The organism is Mycobacterium sp. UNC410CL29Cvi84 (genome assembly GCF_000686745.1).
GTDB lineage: Bacteria > Actinomycetota > Actinomycetes > Mycobacteriales > Mycobacteriaceae > Mycobacterium > Mycobacterium mucogenicum_B.
Genome location: NZ_JMLM01000010.1, coordinates 112,042 through 130,518, shown reverse-complemented (window position 1 = coordinate 130,518; position 18,477 = coordinate 112,042). Strand labels below are relative to the sequence as shown.

The 18,477-nt window shown below is 67.6% G+C and carries 16 protein-coding genes and 2 tRNA genes; 9 read left to right on the top strand and 9 right to left on the bottom strand.

The window, feature by feature from the left end; translation table 11 throughout:
- Window positions 1–186 precede the first annotated feature (186 nt).
- From gyrB to BR47_RS0115465, 6 genes are all read left to right on the top strand, one after another.
- Complete coding sequence (gyrB, locus tag BR47_RS0115490) at window positions 187–2,214, top strand: DNA topoisomerase (ATP-hydrolyzing) subunit B (protein WP_020099899.1); 2,028 nt, start codon at window positions 187–189, stop codon at window positions 2,212–2,214.
- 90 nt (window positions 2,215–2,304) lie between these two features.
- Window positions 2,305–4,827, top strand: coding sequence for a DNA gyrase subunit A (gyrA, locus tag BR47_RS0115485; protein ID WP_029120068.1), 2,523 nt, complete (start codon window positions 2,305–2,307; stop codon window positions 4,825–4,827).
- 43 nt (window positions 4,828–4,870) lie between these two features.
- Entirely contained in the window at window positions 4,871–5,788 is a 918-nt protein-coding gene (locus BR47_RS0115480; protein ID WP_029120067.1) for a DUF3566 domain-containing protein, read from the top strand.
- Between the two features lie 65 nt (window positions 5,789–5,853).
- Window positions 5,854–5,927 (top strand) — tRNA-Ile (locus BR47_RS0115475).
- A 155-nt stretch (window positions 5,928–6,082) separates the two neighbouring features.
- Window positions 6,083–6,155, top strand: a tRNA-Ala gene (locus tag BR47_RS0115470).
- Between the two features lie 113 nt (window positions 6,156–6,268).
- Complete coding sequence (locus BR47_RS0115465; RefSeq protein ID WP_020099902.1) at window positions 6,269–6,634, top strand: hypothetical protein; 366 nt, start codon at window positions 6,269–6,271, stop codon at window positions 6,632–6,634.
- A 72-nt stretch (window positions 6,635–6,706) separates the two neighbouring features.
- On the opposite strand, the gene cwsA is transcribed toward BR47_RS0115465, so the two are convergent.
- A complete protein-coding gene (cwsA, locus tag BR47_RS0115460; protein ID WP_029120066.1) occupies window positions 6,707–7,075 on the bottom strand; it encodes a cell wall synthesis protein CwsA in 369 nt (122 codons plus the stop codon).
- Window positions 7,076–7,206: 131 nt separating this feature from the next.
- On the opposite strand from cwsA, the gene BR47_RS0115455 reads away from it, so the two are divergent.
- Complete coding sequence (locus BR47_RS0115455; protein WP_020099904.1) at window positions 7,207–7,734, top strand: peptidylprolyl isomerase; 528 nt, start codon at window positions 7,207–7,209, stop codon at window positions 7,732–7,734.
- A gap of 66 nt (window positions 7,735–7,800) precedes the next feature.
- On the opposite strand, the gene BR47_RS0115450 is transcribed toward BR47_RS0115455, so the two are convergent.
- Both BR47_RS0115450 and crgA read right to left on the bottom strand, forming a co-directional pair.
- The gene (locus tag BR47_RS0115450) at window positions 7,801–8,214 is read right to left on the bottom strand and encodes a PH domain-containing protein (protein WP_029120065.1); all 414 of its coding nucleotides are present in this window, start codon (window positions 8,212–8,214) and stop codon (window positions 7,801–7,803) included.
- A gap of 148 nt (window positions 8,215–8,362) precedes the next feature.
- Window positions 8,363–8,647, bottom strand: a complete 285-nt coding sequence (gene crgA, locus BR47_RS0115445; protein WP_020099906.1) for a cell division protein CrgA — start codon at window positions 8,645–8,647, stop codon at window positions 8,363–8,365.
- A 107-nt stretch (window positions 8,648–8,754) separates the two neighbouring features.
- Between crgA and BR47_RS0115440 the strand changes: the two genes are divergently transcribed.
- Both BR47_RS0115440 and BR47_RS0115435 read left to right on the top strand, forming a co-directional pair.
- A complete protein-coding gene (locus tag BR47_RS0115440; protein ID WP_225433609.1) occupies window positions 8,755–9,549 on the top strand; it encodes a DUF881 domain-containing protein in 795 nt (264 codons plus the stop codon).
- A gap of 37 nt (window positions 9,550–9,586) precedes the next feature.
- A complete protein-coding gene (locus BR47_RS0115435) occupies window positions 9,587–10,255 on the top strand; it encodes an aminodeoxychorismate/anthranilate synthase component II (RefSeq protein WP_020099908.1) in 669 nt (222 codons plus the stop codon).
- Between the two features lie 10 nt (window positions 10,256–10,265).
- Here BR47_RS0115435 and pknB read toward each other — a convergent pair whose 3' ends face one another.
- The 6 genes from pknB to BR47_RS0115405 are packed head-to-tail and all read right to left on the bottom strand — an operon-like array spanning window position 10,266 to window position 18,371.
- A complete protein-coding gene (gene pknB / locus BR47_RS0115430; protein ID WP_029120064.1) occupies window positions 10,266–12,149 on the bottom strand; it encodes a Stk1 family PASTA domain-containing Ser/Thr kinase in 1,884 nt (627 codons plus the stop codon).
- Entirely contained in the window at window positions 12,146–13,375 is a 1,230-nt protein-coding gene (locus BR47_RS30630) for a protein kinase domain-containing protein (protein WP_051634817.1), read from the bottom strand. Before BR47_RS30630 ends, pknB begins: the two co-directional genes overlap by 4 nt.
- Window positions 13,372–14,850, bottom strand: coding sequence for a D,D-transpeptidase PbpA (gene pbpA, locus BR47_RS0115420; RefSeq protein WP_029120063.1), 1,479 nt, complete (start codon window positions 14,848–14,850; stop codon window positions 13,372–13,374). Before pbpA ends, BR47_RS30630 begins: the two co-directional genes overlap by 4 nt.
- On the bottom strand, window positions 14,847–16,322 hold the full coding sequence (locus tag BR47_RS0115415) for an FtsW/RodA/SpoVE family cell cycle protein (RefSeq protein WP_141772240.1): 1,476 nt from the start codon (window positions 16,320–16,322) through the stop codon (window positions 14,847–14,849). The genes pbpA and BR47_RS0115415 overlap by 4 nt, the downstream gene beginning before the upstream one ends.
- Before the next feature lie 28 nt (window positions 16,323–16,350).
- The gene (locus BR47_RS0115410; protein WP_029120061.1) at window positions 16,351–17,907 is read right to left on the bottom strand and encodes a PP2C family protein-serine/threonine phosphatase; all 1,557 of its coding nucleotides are present in this window, start codon (window positions 17,905–17,907) and stop codon (window positions 16,351–16,353) included.
- Window positions 17,904–18,371 (bottom strand): FHA domain-containing protein FhaB/FipA, encoded by a 468-nt coding sequence (locus tag BR47_RS0115405; protein WP_029120060.1) that lies wholly within the window; start codon window positions 18,369–18,371, stop codon window positions 17,904–17,906. The genes BR47_RS0115410 and BR47_RS0115405 overlap by 4 nt, the downstream gene beginning before the upstream one ends.
- Window positions 18,372–18,477: the final 106 nt, after the last annotated feature.

The window sequence follows — 18,477 nt, the reverse complement described above, 5'->3', positions numbered from 1 at the left end:
AGTCTCAGATGACGCCCCTGGAGCGTCCGGACGCGACATCACCCGAGAAATTCCCCGCACGGCGCGAACAGACGTGTCAAAACGCTGTCAGAAAGTCAGTGCCGTCCGTACCTACCGGTAGACTGTCGACAGATCTGAGAGCGGTGTCCTCACCGCCCCCTCGAACCCCAAGGAGACGCGTCCGACGTGGCTGCCCAAAAGAAGGATGCGCCGGCTGAGTACGGTGCCGATTCGATCAAGGTCCTCGAAGGTCTGGAAGCGGTCCGCAAGCGTCCCGGTATGTACATCGGCTCCACCGGCGAGCGCGGTCTGCACCACCTGATCTGGGAAGTTGTGGACAACGCGGTCGACGAGGCGATGGCCGGTTTCGCGACCAAGGTCGACGTCCGCATCCTCGAGGACGGCGGCGTCCAGGTCACCGACGACGGCCGCGGTATCCCCGTCGCGATGCACGCCACCGGTATCCCGACCGTTGACGTCGTCATGACGGTGCTGCACGCCGGAGGCAAGTTCGAAGAGGGCGCCTACCAGGTGTCCGGTGGTCTGCACGGCGTCGGCGTCTCGGTGGTGAACGCCCTGTCGACGCGGCTCGAGGCCGACATCCACAAGGACGGCTTCGAATGGCACCAGACCTATGACAAGTCCGTCCCCGGCACACTGCGCAAGGGCGAGCCGTCCAAGAAGACCGGTACGACCATCCGCTTCTGGGCCGACCCGGACATCTTCGAGACCACGGTCTACGACTTCGAGACCATCGCCCGCCGCCTGCAGGAGATGGCGTTCCTGAACAAGGGCCTGACCATCGAGCTGACCGACGAGCGCGTCGCCGCTGCCGCGGTGGTCGACGAGGTCGTCAGCGATCACGCCGAGGCGCCCAAGTCCGCCGAGGAGCAGGCCGCCGAAGCCGCCGCCCCGCAGAAGGTCAAGCATCGGACCTTCCACTACCCCGACGGCCTGGTCGACTTCGTCAAGCACATCAACCGGACCAAGAGCGCCATCCAGCAGAGCATCATCGACTTCGGTGGCAAGGGTGACGGCCACGAGGTCGAGATCGCCATGCAGTGGAACGCCGGTTACTCCGAGTCGGTGCACACCTTCGCCAACACCATCAACACGCATGAGGGTGGTACGCACGAAGAAGGTTTCCGCGCCGCGCTGACGACTGTGGTCAACAAGTACGCGCGCGACAAGAAGCTGCTGAAGGAGAAGGAAGCCAACCTCACGGGTGACGACATCCGTGAAGGTCTGGCGGCGGTGGTCTCGGTGAAGGTCCGTCAGCCCCAGTTCGAGGGCCAGACCAAGACCAAGCTGGGCAACACCGAGGTCAAGTCGTTCGTGCAGAAAATCTGTAACGAGCAGCTGACCCACTGGTTCGAGGCCAACCCAGCCGAGGCCAAAACGGTTGTCAACAAGGCGGTTTCGTCGGCGCAGGCCCGTGTCGCCGCGCGTAAGGCGCGGGAGCTGGTGCGCCGCAAGAGCGCGACCGACATCGGCGGCCTGCCCGGCAAGCTGGCCGACTGCCGCTCCACCGACCCGACGAAGTCGGAACTGTATGTGGTGGAGGGCGATTCGGCCGGTGGCTCGGCCAAGAGTGGCCGCGACTCGATGTTCCAGGCGATCCTGCCGCTGCGCGGCAAGATCATCAACGTCGAGAAGGCGCGCATCGACCGCGTGCTGAAGAACAACGAGGTCCAGGCCATCATCACGGCCCTGGGCACGGGTATCCACGACGAGTTCGACATCTCCAAGCTGCGGTATCACAAGATCGTGCTGATGGCCGACGCCGACGTCGACGGCCAGCACATCTCGACACTGCTGCTGACCCTGCTGTTCCGCTTCATGAAGCCGCTGGTGGAAAACGGCCATATCTTCCTGGCTCAGCCGCCGCTGTACAAGCTGAAATGGCAACGCAGCGAACCGGAATTCGCGTACTCGGACCGCGAGCGCGACGGCCTGCTCGAGGCCGGCAAGAAGGCCGGCAAGCGCATCAACACCGACGACGGCATCCAGCGCTACAAAGGTCTGGGTGAGATGGACGCCAAGGAGCTGTGGGAAACCACCATGGATCCGTCCATCCGGGTGCTGCGCCAGGTCACCCTCGACGATGCCGCGGCCGCCGACGAACTGTTCTCGATCCTGATGGGCGAGGACGTCGAGGCGCGCCGCAGCTTCATCACCCGGAACGCGAAAGATGTTCGCTTCCTTGATGTTTAGCAATCAGCCCGCGCGAAGCGCTGCGAATCCGGCCCAGCTCGGCCGCTGAAAATCGATGTTTAACGTGAAACAATCCGCAGAAGGAATTCGATGACCGACACCCTGCCTCCCGAAGGCGATCGGATCGAACCGGTCGACATCCAGCAGGAGATGCAGCGCAGCTACATCGATTACGCCATGAGCGTCATCGTGGGCCGCGCCCTCCCCGAGGTCCGTGACGGCCTCAAGCCCGTGCACCGCCGCGTGCTCTACGCCATGTACGACTCCGGGTTCCGGCCGGACCGCTCGCACGCCAAGTCGGCGCGTTCGGTCGCCGAGACCATGGGTAACTACCACCCGCACGGTGACGCCTCGATCTACGACACCCTGGTCCGCATGGCCCAGCCGTGGTCGCTGCGCTACCCGCTGGTCGACGGACAGGGCAACTTCGGCTCGCCGGGTAACGACCCCGCGGCCGCCATGCGTTACACCGAGGCCCGGCTCACCCCGCTGGCCATGGAGATGCTGCGTGAAATCGACGAGGAGACAGTCGATTTCATCCCCAACTACGACGGTCGCGTGCAAGAGCCGACCGTCCTGCCCAGCCGGTTCCCCAACCTGCTGGCCAACGGCTCCGGCGGTATCGCCGTCGGTATGGCCACCAACATCCCGCCGCACAACCTCCGCGAACTCGCCGAGGCCGTGTACTGGTGCCTGGAGAACCACGAAGCCGACGAGGAGACGACCCTCGAAGCCGTGATGGAGCGGGTCAAGGGCCCGGACTTCCCCACCCACGGCCTGATCGTCGGATCCCAGGGCATCTCCGACACCTACAAAACCGGTCGCGGTTCGATCCGCATGCGCGGCGTCGTCGAGATCGAGGAAGACGCCAAGGGCCGCAACTCGCTCGTCATCACCGAGCTGCCGTACCAGGTCAACCACGACAACTTCATCACCTCGATCGCCGAGCAGGTGCGCGACGGCAAGATCGGCGGCATCTCGAACATCGAGGACCAGTCCAGTGACCGCGTGGGTCTGCGGATCGTCGTCGACCTCAAGCGCGACGCCGTCGCCAAGGTGGTGCTGAACAACCTCTACAAGCACACCCAGCTGCAGACCAGCTTCGGTGCCAACATGCTGTCGATCGTCGACGGTGTGCCGCGCACCCTGCGGCTGGACCAGATGATCCGCTACTACGTCGCCCATCAGCTCGACGTCATCGTCCGGCGCACGCGGTACCGGCTCCGCAAGGCCAACGAACGTGCCCACATCTTGCGCGGTCTGGTGAAAGCCCTTGACGCCCTTGATGAGGTCATCGCGCTGATCCGCGCGTCGGCCAACGCCGACGCCGCCCGGACCGGCTTGATGGAGCTGCTCGAAGTCGACGAGATCCAGGCTCAGGCCATCCTCGACATGCAGCTGCGTCGTCTGGCCGCCCTGGAACGTCAGCGCATCGTCGACGACCTCGCCAAGATCGAGGCCGAGATCGCCGACCTCGAGGACATTCTCGCCAAGCCCGAGCGGCAGCGCGCCATCGTCCGCGACGAGCTCAAGGAGATCGCCGACAAGTACGGCGACGACCGTCGTACCCGGATCATCGCGGCCGACGGTGACGTCACCGACGAGGACCTGATTCAGCGCGAGGACGTCGTCGTCACCATCACCGAGACGGGCTACGCCAAGCGCACCAAGACCGACCTCTACCGCAGTCAGAAGCGCGGCGGTAAGGGCGTGCAGGGCGCCGGGCTGAAGCAGGACGACATCGTCAACCACTTCTTCGTGTGCTCGACGCACGACTGGATCCTGTTCTTCACCACGCAGGGCCGGGTGTACCGGGCCAAGGCGTATGACCTGCCCGAGGCCTCCCGGACCGCGCGCGGCCAGCATGTGGCGAACCTGCTGGCCTTCCAGCCGGAGGAGCGCATCGCCCAGGTCATCCAGATCAAGAGCTACGAGGACGCGCCCTATCTGGTGCTCGCCACCCGTAACGGTCTGGTGAAGAAGTCCAAGCTGGCCGACTTCGATTCGAACCGCTCGGGCGGCATCGTCGCGATCAACCTGCGCGACGGCGACGAACTCGTCGGTGCCGTGCTGTGCTCCGCCGAAGAGGACCTGCTGCTGGTGTCCGCCAACGGCCAGTCCATCCGGTTCTCCGCGACCGACGAGGCGCTGCGGCCGATGGGTCGCGCCACCTCGGGTGTGCAGGGCATGCGCTTCAACGAGGACGACCGTTTGCTGTCGCTCAACGTCGTCGTGCCGGACACCTACCTGTTGGTCGCGACCGCGGGTGGTTACGCCAAGCGGACGGCCATCGACGAGTACACGGCACAGGGCCGCGGCGGCAAGGGCATCCTCACGATCCAGTACGACCCGAAGCGTGGCAGTCTGGTCGGTGCGTTGATCGTCGATGACGACACCGAGTTGTACGCCATCACTTCCGGCGGTGGTGTCATCCGGACCGCGGCACGTCAGGTGCGCAAGGCCGGACGGCAGACCAAGGGTGTGCGGTTGATGAACCTGGGTGAGGGCGACACACTGATTGCCGTCGCGCGCAACGCCGAAGAGGCCGAAGGTGGCGACGAGACCGACACCGAGGTCGACGCCGTGACCGAGACCGAGACCGACGAGACGTAGTGCTGCGACTGTCCCCAGCAGCCCTGATTGAAGGAGCCGCCAGGTGAGTTCCCCGAACGAGCCGGGATACACCCGTACCGGTGACGGACCCGCGAGCAATAACGGGCCGGCCACCGGATCGGGTGGCGGCGCCCACGCGGCCGAGCCGGGCGGCGACACCCCGCCCTGGCAGCGGACCCGCAGCGGGGCTCAGGCGGACGCTCCGGCTGCCGGCGGCCAGAGCCTTGACGAGCGGCTCAACCGGTTCGTCAGCGGCAGTGGATCGGCATCGGCGCTGGGTGGCGGTTCGCCTTCCGAGGCGGAGACGACCATTACGCCGGCCATCACTCCCGACGTCCCCCCGGTGCCGCCGGTCCCGTCGTCGTCGCCGGCGGTGACCCCGCAGGGCAACGTGCCGCCGAAGCCGGTCCGCACGGCCGAGACGGTTCGGACGGAAACCCGGCCCGAGGCCGCCTACGCCAGCGAGATCCCGGACCTGTCCCGTCAGCCGCAGCGCCGGGCGGGCGAGCCGCGGGAGCCCCGCAGCACCGTCGCCACGGTGTCGCCGGCCCCGGCGCGTTCGACGGCGCCGCGCAGCCGCGCGGGGGCCCGGCAGGACGGCCCGGTGCGGGCCAGCATGCAGGTGCGCCGCGTTGACCCGTGGAGTGTGCTGAAGGTCTCGCTGGTGCTGTCGGTGGCGTTGTTCTTCGTCTGGATGATCGCCGTCGCGTTCCTCTACCTCGTCCTCGGTGGCATGGGTGTGTGGAGCAAGCTCAACAGCAACGTCGGCGATCTGCTCACCAGCGGTGGCGGCAGCGGCGGCGAATTGGTTTCTGCCAGTACGATTTTCGGCGGCGCAACCCTCATCGGGTTGGTCAACATCGTGCTGCTGACGGCCATGGCCACGGCGGCGGCGTTCGTCTACAACCTGACCACGGATCTGGTCGGCGGCGTCGAGGTGACGCTCGCAGACCGCGACTGACGTCGCGTTTTGGGCGCAGAGGTACCCATACGGTAATCTCATCGCTCGGCCGCAAGGCCACTTTCGGGCCTATAGCTCAGGCGGTTAGAGCGCTTCGCTGATAACGAAGAGGTCGGAGGTTCGAGTCCTCCTAGGCCCACGGAAGTCGGTATCACCGACTCCCCCACCGGAAGGGTGCACCGTGAGATTGGTTCTGCTGGTGCTGGGTGCCTTGCTTGGAGTGGCTGCGGTAACCGTATGGCGGACCCAGCATGGCGCAGAGGTCTGGCATTCACTTCAATCGGACACCATCGAGGGGCCTTAGCTCAGTTGGTAGAGCGCTGCCTTTGCAAGGCAGATGTCAGGAGTTCGAATCTCCTAGGCTCCACAAAAATCCACAGCAGTTCGCAAAGCGGTTCCGAGTCATCGGGGCCGCTTTTCGCGTCTGACGGGAGCGGAGTTCCAACGGCGCTCCAAAGTCACCGTCCTACGCTGGCGCCCATGACGACAGAGATCAGCTACGCGAAGTGGATGTTGCCGCTGTCGGTGCCGTTCGGCCTCGGACCCAAGCACAGCGAGATCGAGGTGCGCGACGGCGCGCTGCACGTGGCCATGGGCTGGGGCTTCTCCGCCGACATCCCGCTGGCATCGATCACGGAAGCCGGTCGCTGGGAGGGCCGCATCACGTCGTGGGGCGTGCACGGCTTCCGCGGCCGCTGGCTGGTCAACGGATCGTCGGACGGCGTCGTCGCAATCACGATCGATCCGCCCGTCAAGGCCAAGGTGTGCGGCGTGCCGGTGACACTGCGCCAGCTCGGGGTCAGCGTGACGGATCCCGATGCGCTGATCGCGGCTGTGAATCGTTGAGCCGACGAATATGAGCTTGTGTGCCAAATCCAGTCCGGATCTGGCACACAAGCTCAGTCTCGGCGCAGAAAACTAGGGCTGCGGCGTCACATCCACGCTCGGGGGCAGCGGGGACGGCTCCGGCTGCATCGAGCGCCGCACGATCGAGAACGTGATGCCTCCGAGCGCCAGGACCGCGACGGTCGCGCCGGCAATCAGCAGGGGCCGGCGACGCTTGGACCCGGCCTCCACGACAAGGGCGAGATCGCCGGCGGCGTCGTCGCTGCGGTGGCACCGGCGCCCCACCCAGCGGGCGGTCCCGACCGTCGACCCGACGCCCAGCCCGAGCACCCCGCGCAGGATCAGCAGCGGCCCGACGATGGTGTACTTCAGCCCGCGACCCAGGCGGGCACCGGAGCTGGGGCGGCTGACCTCGGGGTCGTTCTCGGTGACAGTGCTCATCAACCAACCTCTCTGCCGGACACGATTTCTGCAGACCTCCCGAGCGGAGGCCGGGCTCTACGCCAGGGCTTCCACGTTATTCGGTGGGGGCGACTTCGGGGTCTTAAATGTGAGTGGCAGACTGACTTTCCGTGACGAGCCCCATTCAGACTGCGACCGCGACGCTGCACACCAACCGCGGCGACATCAAGATTGCTTTGTTCGGTAACCACGCGCCCAAGACCGTCGCCAACTTCGTTGGACTGGCCCAGGGCACCAAGGATTACTCCACCGAGAACGCCTCGGGCGGCACCTCCGGCCCGTTCTACGACGGCGTCATCTTCCACCGCGTCATCGACGGCTTCATGATCCAGGGCGGCGACCCGACCGGCACCGGTCGCGGCGGCCCTGGCTACCAGTTCGCCGACGAGTTCCACCCGGAGCTGCAGTTCGACAAGCCGTACCTGCTGGCCATGGCCAACGCCGGGCCGGGCACCAACGGCTCGCAGTTCTTCATCACCGTCGGCCCGACGCCGCACCTGAACCGTCGCCACACCATCTTCGGTGAGGTCGTCGACGAGGCGTCGCAGAAGGTTGTGGACGCCATCGCGACCACCGCCACCGACCGCGGTGACCGCCCGACCGAGCCGGTTGTCGTCGACTCGATCACCGTTTCCTGAATTCCAGCCTGACGCGCGGCGCGGCAGTCCCCTACCCGGGGCTGTCGCGCCGTTTGCGTTGGAGAGCTAGGGAATCAGCCCGGCGTCGGTCAGGGCGTCGAGGACGTTGATGGGGTCGGTGCCGACGTCCCACCGTGTGAAGACCAGGAGCCGGTCGTCGACGGTGTCGAGCTCCAGCAGCCGCACTTTGCGCGTCAGTCGGCGGAACTCGGTGATACGCACACTCTTGAGGTCGGCCTGTGTATAAGTCTGGGTACTGAACCACCCGCGCACTACGATCCCGGCCGGCGTGATCGCGAGCTTCGGCCGCGCGCGCCAGGACATCACGGCGAACACCAGCAGGCCGATGGCGGCGATGCCGCCGAGGAGGCGTCCGGGCAGGTCAGTGACCGAAGTCAGGGCCACAGCGGCGAGTACGACGCCGAATGCTCCACAGGCCGCGATACCGGCTGTCGGCGGGCTCCATTGAGTTTGTTCCACGAGATGTCCACACCCTTGGGGGCAAGTTATCCACAGGCACTATCCCCAATGGGGATGAATCACATCGATGTGATTGGGTGTCCGTCAGGTTGCCAGTTGGGTTACGTAACGAGACTCGGATGTAACGAACCGGGTCTGTTGACGCAGCTCAGCGCCACCGCATGGTCAGCAGCAGGCCGGTGATCATGAAGGCGAAGGCGATGGCGTAGTTCCACTGGGCGAGATCGGCCATCCACTGCAGCAGGTGTGGCGTACCGGCCGGGTTCAGCGCGGCGAGCTGGAACACCGCCAACCAGATCAGACCGATCAGCATGAGCGAGCAGAAGAACACCACGAACCACACGCTCGACGGCCCGGCCTTGACCTTCACCGGCGTCCGACTCACCGGGTTGATGGTGAAGTCGTTCTTCTTGCGAACCTTGGACTTGGGCATTGGTACCTTCGCGGACAGTCGGTGCCGCACTCCCGCGCCGGTGGAGAAAAACCGGCAATTCGGTGCGACGATGGAGCGGTATGCACTCAGAGCCTAACGCAGAAGACGTGTCGCCTCGCAGGCCCTGGTGGACGGCCGGGACCTCGGAACCTGCCCAGCCGGCCCGCCACTCGGCCTGGCGATTCGGTGTGCCGGTGGTCTGTGTGCTCGCCGGCCTCCTGCTCGCCACCACGCACAGCGTCTCCGGGGGCAGCGAGATCCGGCGCAGCGACGCGCCCCGCCTCGTCGACATGGTGAAGGAAGCACAACGCACCGTCGCCACCCGTGCCGCCGAACGCGACAACCTGCAGCGTCAGCTCGAGAATCACCACGGCGGTACGCCCGGCGCCGATGCCGCGCTCGGCGCCATCACCAGTCGCGCCAACGAACTGGGTCTGGAGCTCGGCCTCGACCCCATGCGGGGACCGGGCCTGGTGATCACCCTCAACGACGCGCAGCGCAACGCGCAGGGCCAGTACCCGCACGACGCCACCCCGGACGACCTCGTCGTACACCAGCAGGACGTCCAGGCGGTGCTCAACGCGCTGTGGCTGGGGGGCGCCGAGGCCGTCCAGATGCAGGACCAGCGGATTCTGGCCACCTCGGCCCCGCGCTGCGTCGGGAACACCCTGCTGCTCAACGGCCGTACCTACAGCCCGCCGTACGTCATCACCGTGATCGGCAACGTCGAGGGCATGCGCGCCGCCCTCGCCGCCGCACCGCTGGTGACGCTCTACAAGCAGTACGTGGTCCGGTTCGGACTCGGTTACACCGAGGACCCGCGGGCATCGGTGGACGTCGTCGGTCACCGGATGCCGCTGAAACTCCGGTACGCCCAACCGGCCGGACCGGTCACATATTGAGTGATCGGGTCGGCGGGTGACCCAGTAGCCTGGCGGCATGCAGGTTCTCGTCCTCGACAACTACGACAGCTTCGTGTTCAACCTGGTCCAGTACCTGGGCCAGCTCGGGGTGCACGCGCAGGTCTGGCGTAGCGACGACGAGCGCGTCTCCACTCCCGACGGCGTCGCCGCGGTGGCGAAGGAGTTCGACGGGATCCTGGTGAGCCCCGGCCCCGGCACCCCGGAGCGGGCGGGCGCGTCCATTCCGCTGGTCCGGGCGTGCGCGGAGTCCGGTACTCCCCTACTCGGGGTGTGTCTGGGACATCAGGCGATCGGCGTGGCTTTCGGCGGCACGGTCGACCGCGCGCCGGAGCTGCTGCACGGCAAGACCAGCCAGGTGCACCACGCGAACAGCGGTGTGCTGCAAGGACTTCCGGACCCGTTCACGGCGACCCGCTACCACTCGCTGACCATCCTGCCGGAGACGCTGCCGGATGAGCTCGAGGCCATCGGGCAGACCGACAGCGGCGTGATCATGGCTGTGCGGCACCGCGAGCTTCCGATCCACGGAGTGCAGTTCCACCCGGAGAGCATCCTGACGCAGGGCGGCCACCGGATGCTGGCCAACTGGCTCGCCTTCTGTGGCGAGGCTCCCGACGAGGCACTGGTCAGTCGGCTCGAGCAGGAAGTCGCCGACGCGGTCTCGGCCGCGACTCGCACCGCCTGACCGAGCGGCATTACGAGGCGAAGCTCAGCGTGATCGACGCGTTGAAGTTGACGCCACTGCCGGCCGCCGGCATCTGGCTCACCACCGCATTGCTGCGCTGACCGCTGTTCTGCACGTCGGCGCCCTTGATCAGCACGCCGGTCCAGCCCAGGGCGCGCAGATTCGGTTCGGCGTCGGTCCAGAACTGACCGGTCAGGTTCGGCATGACGAACTGGTTGCCCTGCGACACCTTCAGAGTGATGGGCGCGTCCTTGGCCGTCGGCGTGCCCGCCGCCGGGTCGGTGCCGATGATCTCGCCGGCCGGTTTCGGGCTGTCGATCGGGGCCGTCAGGATCGTCGTGAAGCCGACGGTGTTGAGGTTCTTGGTCGCGATGTCGACGGTCTGCCCGTTGACATCGGGGATCGGGACCAGGCCCGGTCCGGAGCCGACGATGATCGTGATGACGTTGGTGATCGCCGAGGTCTGGTGCGCCGGCGGGTTGGTCGCGATGACCCGGTCCTTCTGCTCCGGCAGCGACTGCGACACCGTCTGCTGGATGTTGCGGAAGCCGGCCGACTGCAGCTTGGCCATGGCGTCGGCGGGCGACAGCTTCGACACGTCCGGGACCTCGCGCTGTTCCGGTCCGGTGGAGATGTTGATGGTGATCTCGTCACCGGCGGCGACGGAGGTGTTGGCCGCCGGTTCGGTGCCGATGACGTGGTCCGGCGCCACCGTCGAGTCCGGCCGCTGTTGCGTACGGGTCTTGAAGCCGCGGTTCTGCAGGTTGGCGACGGCGTCGGCCTGCGCCAGCCCACGGACGTCCGGAATCTGCTGGTCGTGCGGCTTGCCGCCGATCAGGTTGATGGCGACGGTGACGACGACGGTCAGCACCGCCAGGATGGCCGCGGCGATGAGCCAGCGTCCGATCGGCGTCGAGGCGCGGTCCGTCGAGCGGTACGGCTGCGGGTTGACGCTGATCTGCTCGGGCATCATGCTGCGCGGTCCACCGAACCCGCCGGCGCCCATCATCGCGGTGCGCTCGGCGTCGGTGAGCACCTTGGGCGCGTCGGGAGCCTCGCCGGCGTGCACACGGATCAGGTCGTTCCGCATGTCCGCGGCGCTCTGGTAGCGATTGTCCGGGTTCTTCGCCAGGGCCTTGAGGATGACGGCGTCGAGTCCGGGCGTGATGCCGGAGTGCCGCTGCGACGGCGGCACCGGGTCCTCACGGACGTGCTGGTAGGCGACCGCGACCGGGGAATCGCCCACGAAGGGCGGCTCACCGGTGACCAGTTCGTACAGCACGCAGCCCAGCGAGTACACGTCCGAGCGGGCGTCGACGTTCTGCCCACTGGCCTGCTCGGGTGACAGGTACTGCGCGGTGCCGATGACCGCGGCGGTCTGCGTCATCCGGTTGCTGCTGTCGGCGATGGCGCGGGCGATGCCGAAGTCCATGACCTTGACCGCATTGGACTTGCTGATCATGATGTTCGCCGGCTTGATGTCACGGTGCACGATGCCGTGCTGGTGACTGAAGTTCAGGGCCTGACAGGCGTCGGCGATGATCTCGATCGCGCGCTGCTGCGGCAGCGGCCCCTCGGTGTGCACGATGTCGCGCAGCGTCACGCCGTCGACGTACTCCATGACGATGTACGGCAGCGGCCCGTTGGGCGTCTCGGCCTCGCCGGTGTCGTAGACGGCGACGATCGCCGGGTGGTTCAGCGCCGCGGCATTCTGCGCCTCCCGGCGGAACCGCAGGTAGAAGCTGGGGTCCCGAGCCAGGTCGGCGCGCAGCACCTTGACCGCCACATCGCGGTGCAGGCGCAGGTCGCGCCCGAGGTGAACCTCGGACATGCCACCGAAGCCGAGGATGTCCCCCAGCTCGTAGCGGTCGGAGAGGTGCTGGGGCGTGGTCATGAGATGGCCGGTCCTGACAGATCAGGGAGCGAATACGACTGACCTGTTGGTGCGCCCGGCGTCTTCGTGGTCTCGGTGATGGTGTTGGTGACAGTGGACTGCTGCTGGTTCTTCTGGTCCTGCCGGTCCTGCGCGTTGAGCACGATCAGGATCGCGATGACGATCGCCAGCGCACCGAGGACACCGGCCGCCCACAGCAGTGCGCGCTGGCCGGGTGAGAACGTCCGCCGGGCCGGCGGGGCCGGCCGGTGGCTACCGCTGGCCGGTCGGGGCCGCGGGGTTGCGGGTGCCGGTCGGGCCGGCTCGATGGCCGCCCGCGCCTGCGTGCTCGACGGGATCGCCGCCGGAGCCGCGCGTCCGATGGTCGGGGCCTGGTTGGGTCGCGGGGGACGGCGTCCGGCCCGAACCGCGGCGACAGCGTCGGCGAACGGGCCGCCGCTGCGGTAGCGGTGGATGGCGTCCTTGGCGAGCGCGATCTCGATGAGCTCGCGGACGTTGGGGGGCAGGTCGGCCGGCAGTGGTGGCGGCGCTTCCTTGATGTGCTTCATCGCGACGGTCAGGGCGCCGTCACCGGTGAACGGGCGTCGTCCGGACACGGACTCGTAGCCGACGACACCGAGCGAGTAGACGTCGCTGGCCGCGGTGGCGTCGTGGCCCAGGGCCTGCTCGGGCGCGATGTACTGCGCCGTGCCCATGACCATGCCGGTCTGGGTGACGGGTGCGGCGTCGACGGCCTTGGCGATACCGAAGTCGGTGAGCTTCACCTGGCCGGTCGGGGTGATCATGATGTTGCCGGGCTTGACGTCGCGGTGCACCAGGCCGGCGCTGTGCGCGACCTGCAGGGCCCGGCCCGTCTGCTCCAGCATGTCCAGCGAGTGCCGCAGTGACAGCCGGCCGGTGCGCTTGATCACCGAGTTCAGCGGCTCACCGTTGACGAGCTCCATCACCAGGTAGGCGGTACGGCCCGAATCGTCCAGCTCGGTCTCGCCGTAGTCGTAGACGCTGGCGATGCCGGGGTGGTTCAGCATCGCGACCGTGCGCGCCTCGGCGCGGAACCGCTCGACGAATTCGGGGTCGGTCGAATATTCGGCCTTGAGTACCTTGATGGCGACCTGTCGGCCGAGCCTGCTGTCGACGCCCTCCCAGACCTGACCCATGCCGCCAGTGGCGATGAGTCGCTGAAGTCGATAGCGGCCGGAAAGTGTGACTCCGACCCGCGCGCTCATGATCCCTCCCGTAGCGCCGCGGCGATGGTGGCCCGCCCGATGGGTGCGGCCAGCGCACCGCCGGTTGCGGACAAACGGTCTCCACCATTCTCCACTAGGACGGCGACGGCGACCTTCGGGGATTTCGCCGGGGCAAAAGCGATGTACCACGCATGTGGTGGGGTGTGACGTGGATCGGTGCCGTGTTCGGCGGTGCCCGTCTTGGATGCGATCTGCACGCCGGCTATGGCTCCCTTCTGCTGCGTCACCTGCTCGGCGCCGACCATCAGATCCGTAAGTGTAGCCGCGACCTGGGATGAGATGGCCCGCCGCTGTTGGTGCGGTGAGGTAGCCGCGATGTTGGAAAGGTCCGGTCCCTTGAGGTCGTCGACCAGGTACGGGGCCATGCTGACGCCGCCGTTGGCGATGGTCGCGGCGATCATCGCGTTCTGCAGCGGGGTCAGGGCGACGTCCTTCTGGCCGATGCTGGAGATGCCCAGGGCCGGGGCGTCGGAAATCGGGCCGACGGTCGACTCCGCGACCTGCAGCGGGATCGACGGCGGCGGGGTGTCCAGGCCGAATTGCCGGGCCATGGTCCGCATCGCGTCGGCGCCGTTGTGCAGGCCGAGTTCGACGAAGGCGGTGTTGCAGGACTTGGCGAACGCCTCACGCAGGGACACCGTCGCGCCCCCGCCGCAAGCCGCGCCACCGTAGTTCTCGAGTGTTGCGGTGCTGTCCGGCAACGTGATTCGCGCCGCCGACGTCAGCTGGGTGTCCGGGGTGGCACCGGCCTGCAGCGCGGCGGCGGTGGTCAGCACCTTGAACGTCGACCCCGGCGGGTAGGTCTCGGAGATCGCCCGGTTCTGCAGCGGGGACTCGGGGTTGTCGCGCAACTCCTGCCAGGCGGCGGACTGCCGGTCGCCTTCGTGCGAGGCGAGCAGATTTGGGTCGTAAGACGGGGACGACACCATGGCGAGAATCTTGCCGGTGGACGGATCCAGCGCCACCACCGAGCCCTTGCAAGGGTTGCCGCCGCAGCCCTGCTGCATCGCGTCCCACGCGGCTTGCTGCACCCGCGGCACGATCGTGGTGTCGACGTTGCCGCCGCGGGGGTCGCGGCCGGTGAAGAAGTCGGCGATGCGGTTGCCGAACAGACGCTCGTCGGAGCCGTTGAGGATGCTGTCCTCGGCGCGCTCGAGGCCGGCGCTGGAGTACTGCAGCGAGTAGAAGCCGGTGACCGGCGCGTAGACCAGCGGGTTCGGGTAGATGCGCAGGTAGCGGAACCGGCCGTTGGTCGGCATCGAGTAGGCCAGCAGCTGGCCGCCCGCGGTGATCTGGCCGCGCTGGCGCGAGTACTCGTCGAGCAGCACCCGCTGGTTCCGCGGGTCGGCGCGCAGGCCGTCGGCGGCGAACACCTGGGTGGTGGTGGCGTTGAGCAGCAACAGCACGACCAGTGCCATCACCAGTCCGGAGACGCGACGGAGCGAGGTGTTCATTGCTTCTCGATCACCTCGGTGTTGGCCGCCGCGATCGGCGCTTGGTTCGGGCCCCGGGTGGACAGCGGGCGGCGCGCGACGTGCGAGACCCGCAGCAGCAGGGCCAGCAGTACGTAATTGGACAGTAGGGACGACCCGCCGTAGGACATCCACGGCGTCGTCAGGCCGGTCTGTGGGATGAGCTTGGTGACGCCGCCGACGACGATGAACAGCTGCAGCGCCAGCGCGGCGGACAGGCCCGCGGCGAGCAGCTTGCCGAAGCTGTCGCGCACGGCGATGGCGGTCCGCAGCCCCCGGATGATGACGATCGTGTAGAGCATCAGCACTGCGGCCAGGCCGACGAGCCCAAGCTCCTCACCCACCGCGGCGATGATGAAGTCGGTCGAGGCGTCGGGCACCGTGCCGGGCTGCCCGTTACCCAGGCCGGTGCCGAAGATGCCGCCGGTGGCGAAGCTGAACAGCGACTGCACCATCTGGTATCCGGCGCCGTCGGGGTCGGCGAACGGGTCCAGCCAGTTCTGCACGCGCACCCGCACGTGGTCGAAAAGCTGGTATGCCACAAGGCTTCCCACGCTGAACAGGCTCAGCCCGATGATCACCCAGCTGAGTTTCTCGGTGGCGACGTACAGCAGCACCAGGAACGTCGCGTAGAGCAGCAGCGAGGCGCCGAGGTCCTTCTCGAACACCATGACGCCGATCGAGCCGATCCAGGCCACCAGCAGCGGCGCCAGGTCACGCGGCCGCGGCAGGTCCATCCCGAAGACATGCTTGCCGGCGCTCGTGAACAGGCTGCGCTTGGTGACCAGCACGCTGGCGAAGAAGATCAGCAGCAGGATCTTGGAGAACTCGGCGGGCTGAATCGAGAAGCCCGGCAACCGGATCCAGATCTTGGCGCCGTACTGCTCGGCCACCGAGTCCGGCAACACGGCCGGAATGGCCAGCAGCACCAGACCGGCCAGGCCGCACAGGTAGCCGTAGCGGGCCAGCATCCGATGGTCGTGCACGAACATCAGCACCGCGGTGAACACCAGGATGCCCAGCAGCGTCCACAGCATCTGCTGGTTGGCGTTGCCGCCCGGCAGGATCCCGGCGGGCCGGGTGTGCGCCGAGAGGTCCAGCCGGTAGATCAGCACCAGGCCCAGGCCGTTCAGCAGCGCGACGACGGGCAGCAGCAGCGGATCGGCATACGGCGCGTACCGGCGCACCGCCAGATGGGCGCCACCGAACAGCACGACGAAGCCGACGGTGAACTGCACCAGATCCATCTGCAGGCCGCGCTCCTGATTGGCCTCGACGATGAGCAGAGCCACCGTCGTGATCACGGCGGCGAAGCCCAGCAGCACCAACTCGGAATTACGCCGATTGGGCAGTGGAGGGGCGACCGCGACCGGAGACTGCGGCTGGGTGTCTTCCCGTCGCGGCGCCCGTCCCGGCGTGTCTTCCCGCCCCTGCTCTTGCCCCGGCGTGGTCATGCCGAGGCTCCCACTCGCTCTCGGGCCGTCATGACGCGTTCCGGCAGTTTGTGCCCGGCTCCTGAGGTGGCGGAGGGAGTGCCGTGGCCGTCGGGGACGGAGCCGCGGGCGAGGTCGGGGCAGGCGCTGGGCTGGAGGGGTTGGGAGCCGGCGCCGGGCTTGGTGCCGGTGCGGGGGTCGGCGCCGGGGTGGGGGCGGCCGTCGTCGGCGCCGGGGCCTCGGGACCGGGGGCCGGGCCGCGCGGCGGCTGCGGCACCACCGACAGCGACGGTGCCGGTGCGGGGGTCGGAGCGGGAGCCGGCGGGGTGACGACGGGCGGCGCGCACAGTGGCAGCAGCGAGGCGCGGCTGAGTTCCTTGAGCTGACGGATCGCGTCGTCGACGGTGCCGGTCGGCAGGCCAGCGGTGACCTGGGCGCGGCCGGACTCGCGCAGATCGGCGACCTTCATGGGCTGGCAGCCCGCGCGGGTGTCGTCCACGCCGATGATCGTCATGTCGGAGTGGCTGTCCAGACACGCCAGCAGATAGGGCTCCTGCAGCGGCAGCCCGAGCAGCGAGCCCGGCACGCCGCGCATGATGTAGACCGAGCCGTTGTAGCCGGAGACGTAGTAGTTGCTCCGGATCAGGTAGCGCCCGATGGCCAGTCCGCTGACGAGCAGCAGGATCAGCACGATCGCGCCGATGATCAGATTGCGCCGGGTGTGCTTCTTGCGCTGCGGTGGATCAAGTTGTGCCGCAGGCTTTTTCGCGGCCGCCGCCACGCGCTTGGGGTTGAAGGCGGAGGCGCGTCCGGCGGCGGTGTTGGGGGGCAGCGTGTCGTCGTCCTGGCCCGACACCGCGCCCGCCAGGATGGGTGCGGTCTGGCCGTATTCGTAGTCGACGACGTCGGCCACCACGACCGTGACGTTGTCGGGGCCGCCGCCGCGCAGGGCCAGCTCGATGAGCCGGTCGGCGCAGTCCACGACGTCCGGGATCTGCATCGCGGTCTGGATGGTCTCGTGGCTGACCGGGTCGGACAGGCCGTCCGAGCACAGCAGGTAGCGGTCACCGGCGCGGACTTCGCGCATCGTCAGCGTCGGTTCGACCTCGTGACCGGTCAGCGCCTTCATGATCAGCGAGCGCTGCGGATGACTGTGGGCCTCTTCGGCCGTGATGCGGCCGTCGTCGACCAGGGTCTGGACGAAGGTGTCGTCCTTGGTGATCTGGGTCAGCTCGCCGTCGCGCATCAGGTAGCCGCGGGAGTCGCCGATGTGCACCATGCCCAGCCGCGTGCCGGCGAACAGGATGGCGCTCAGGGTGGTGCCCATGCCCTCGAGTTCGGGATCGGCCTCGACGTGCGCCGCGATGGCGGCGTTGCCGTCGTGGACGGCGTCGTTCAGCTTGGCCAGCAGGTCGCCGCCGGGTTCGTCGTCGTCGAGGTGGGCCAGCGCGGCAATGACCAGCTGCGAGGCGACCTCGCCCGCGGCGTGACCGCCCATGCCGTCCGCCAAGGCGAGGAGGCGGGCCCCCGCATAGACGGAGTCCTCATTGTTGGCGCGGACCAGGCCGCGGTCGCTGCGCGCGGCATATCGGAGTACGAGTGTCACGGGCGCAGCTCAATTACCGTCTTGCCGATTCGAACCGGCGTTCCCATTGGAACCCTTACCGCCGTCGTCACTTTCGCCCTGTCCAGGTATGTACCGTTGGTCGATCCTAGGTCTTCGACGTACCACTCGGAGCCTCTCGGCGACAGCCGGGCGTGCCGTGTCGAGGCGTAGTCGTCGGTGAGCACCAGGGTGGAGTCGTCGGCCCGGCCGATCAGAACGGGCTGGCTGGTCAGGGTGATCCGGGTGCCCGCGAGGGCGCCATCGGTCACCACCAACTGGCGCGCGTACCGGCGTCGGTCCCGGTTGGGCAGCAGGGTGCCACGGAACGCCAGACCGCGCCGCACCATGACGGCTCCGGTGGGTGCGTAGATGTCGGTGCGCAGGACACGCAGAACCGACCAGATGAAAAGCCAGAGCAACAGAAGGAAACCGACCCGCGTCAGCTGCAGAACTAACCCCTGCATCCGACGTCCTCTCCGTTGCCGCATCGAGGCTGGGCCCGGTGCCCGGTAGCCGTCGGCATCGTCACGATACTTTGGCGGTCACCGGCCGGTGTGAACATCATCCGGC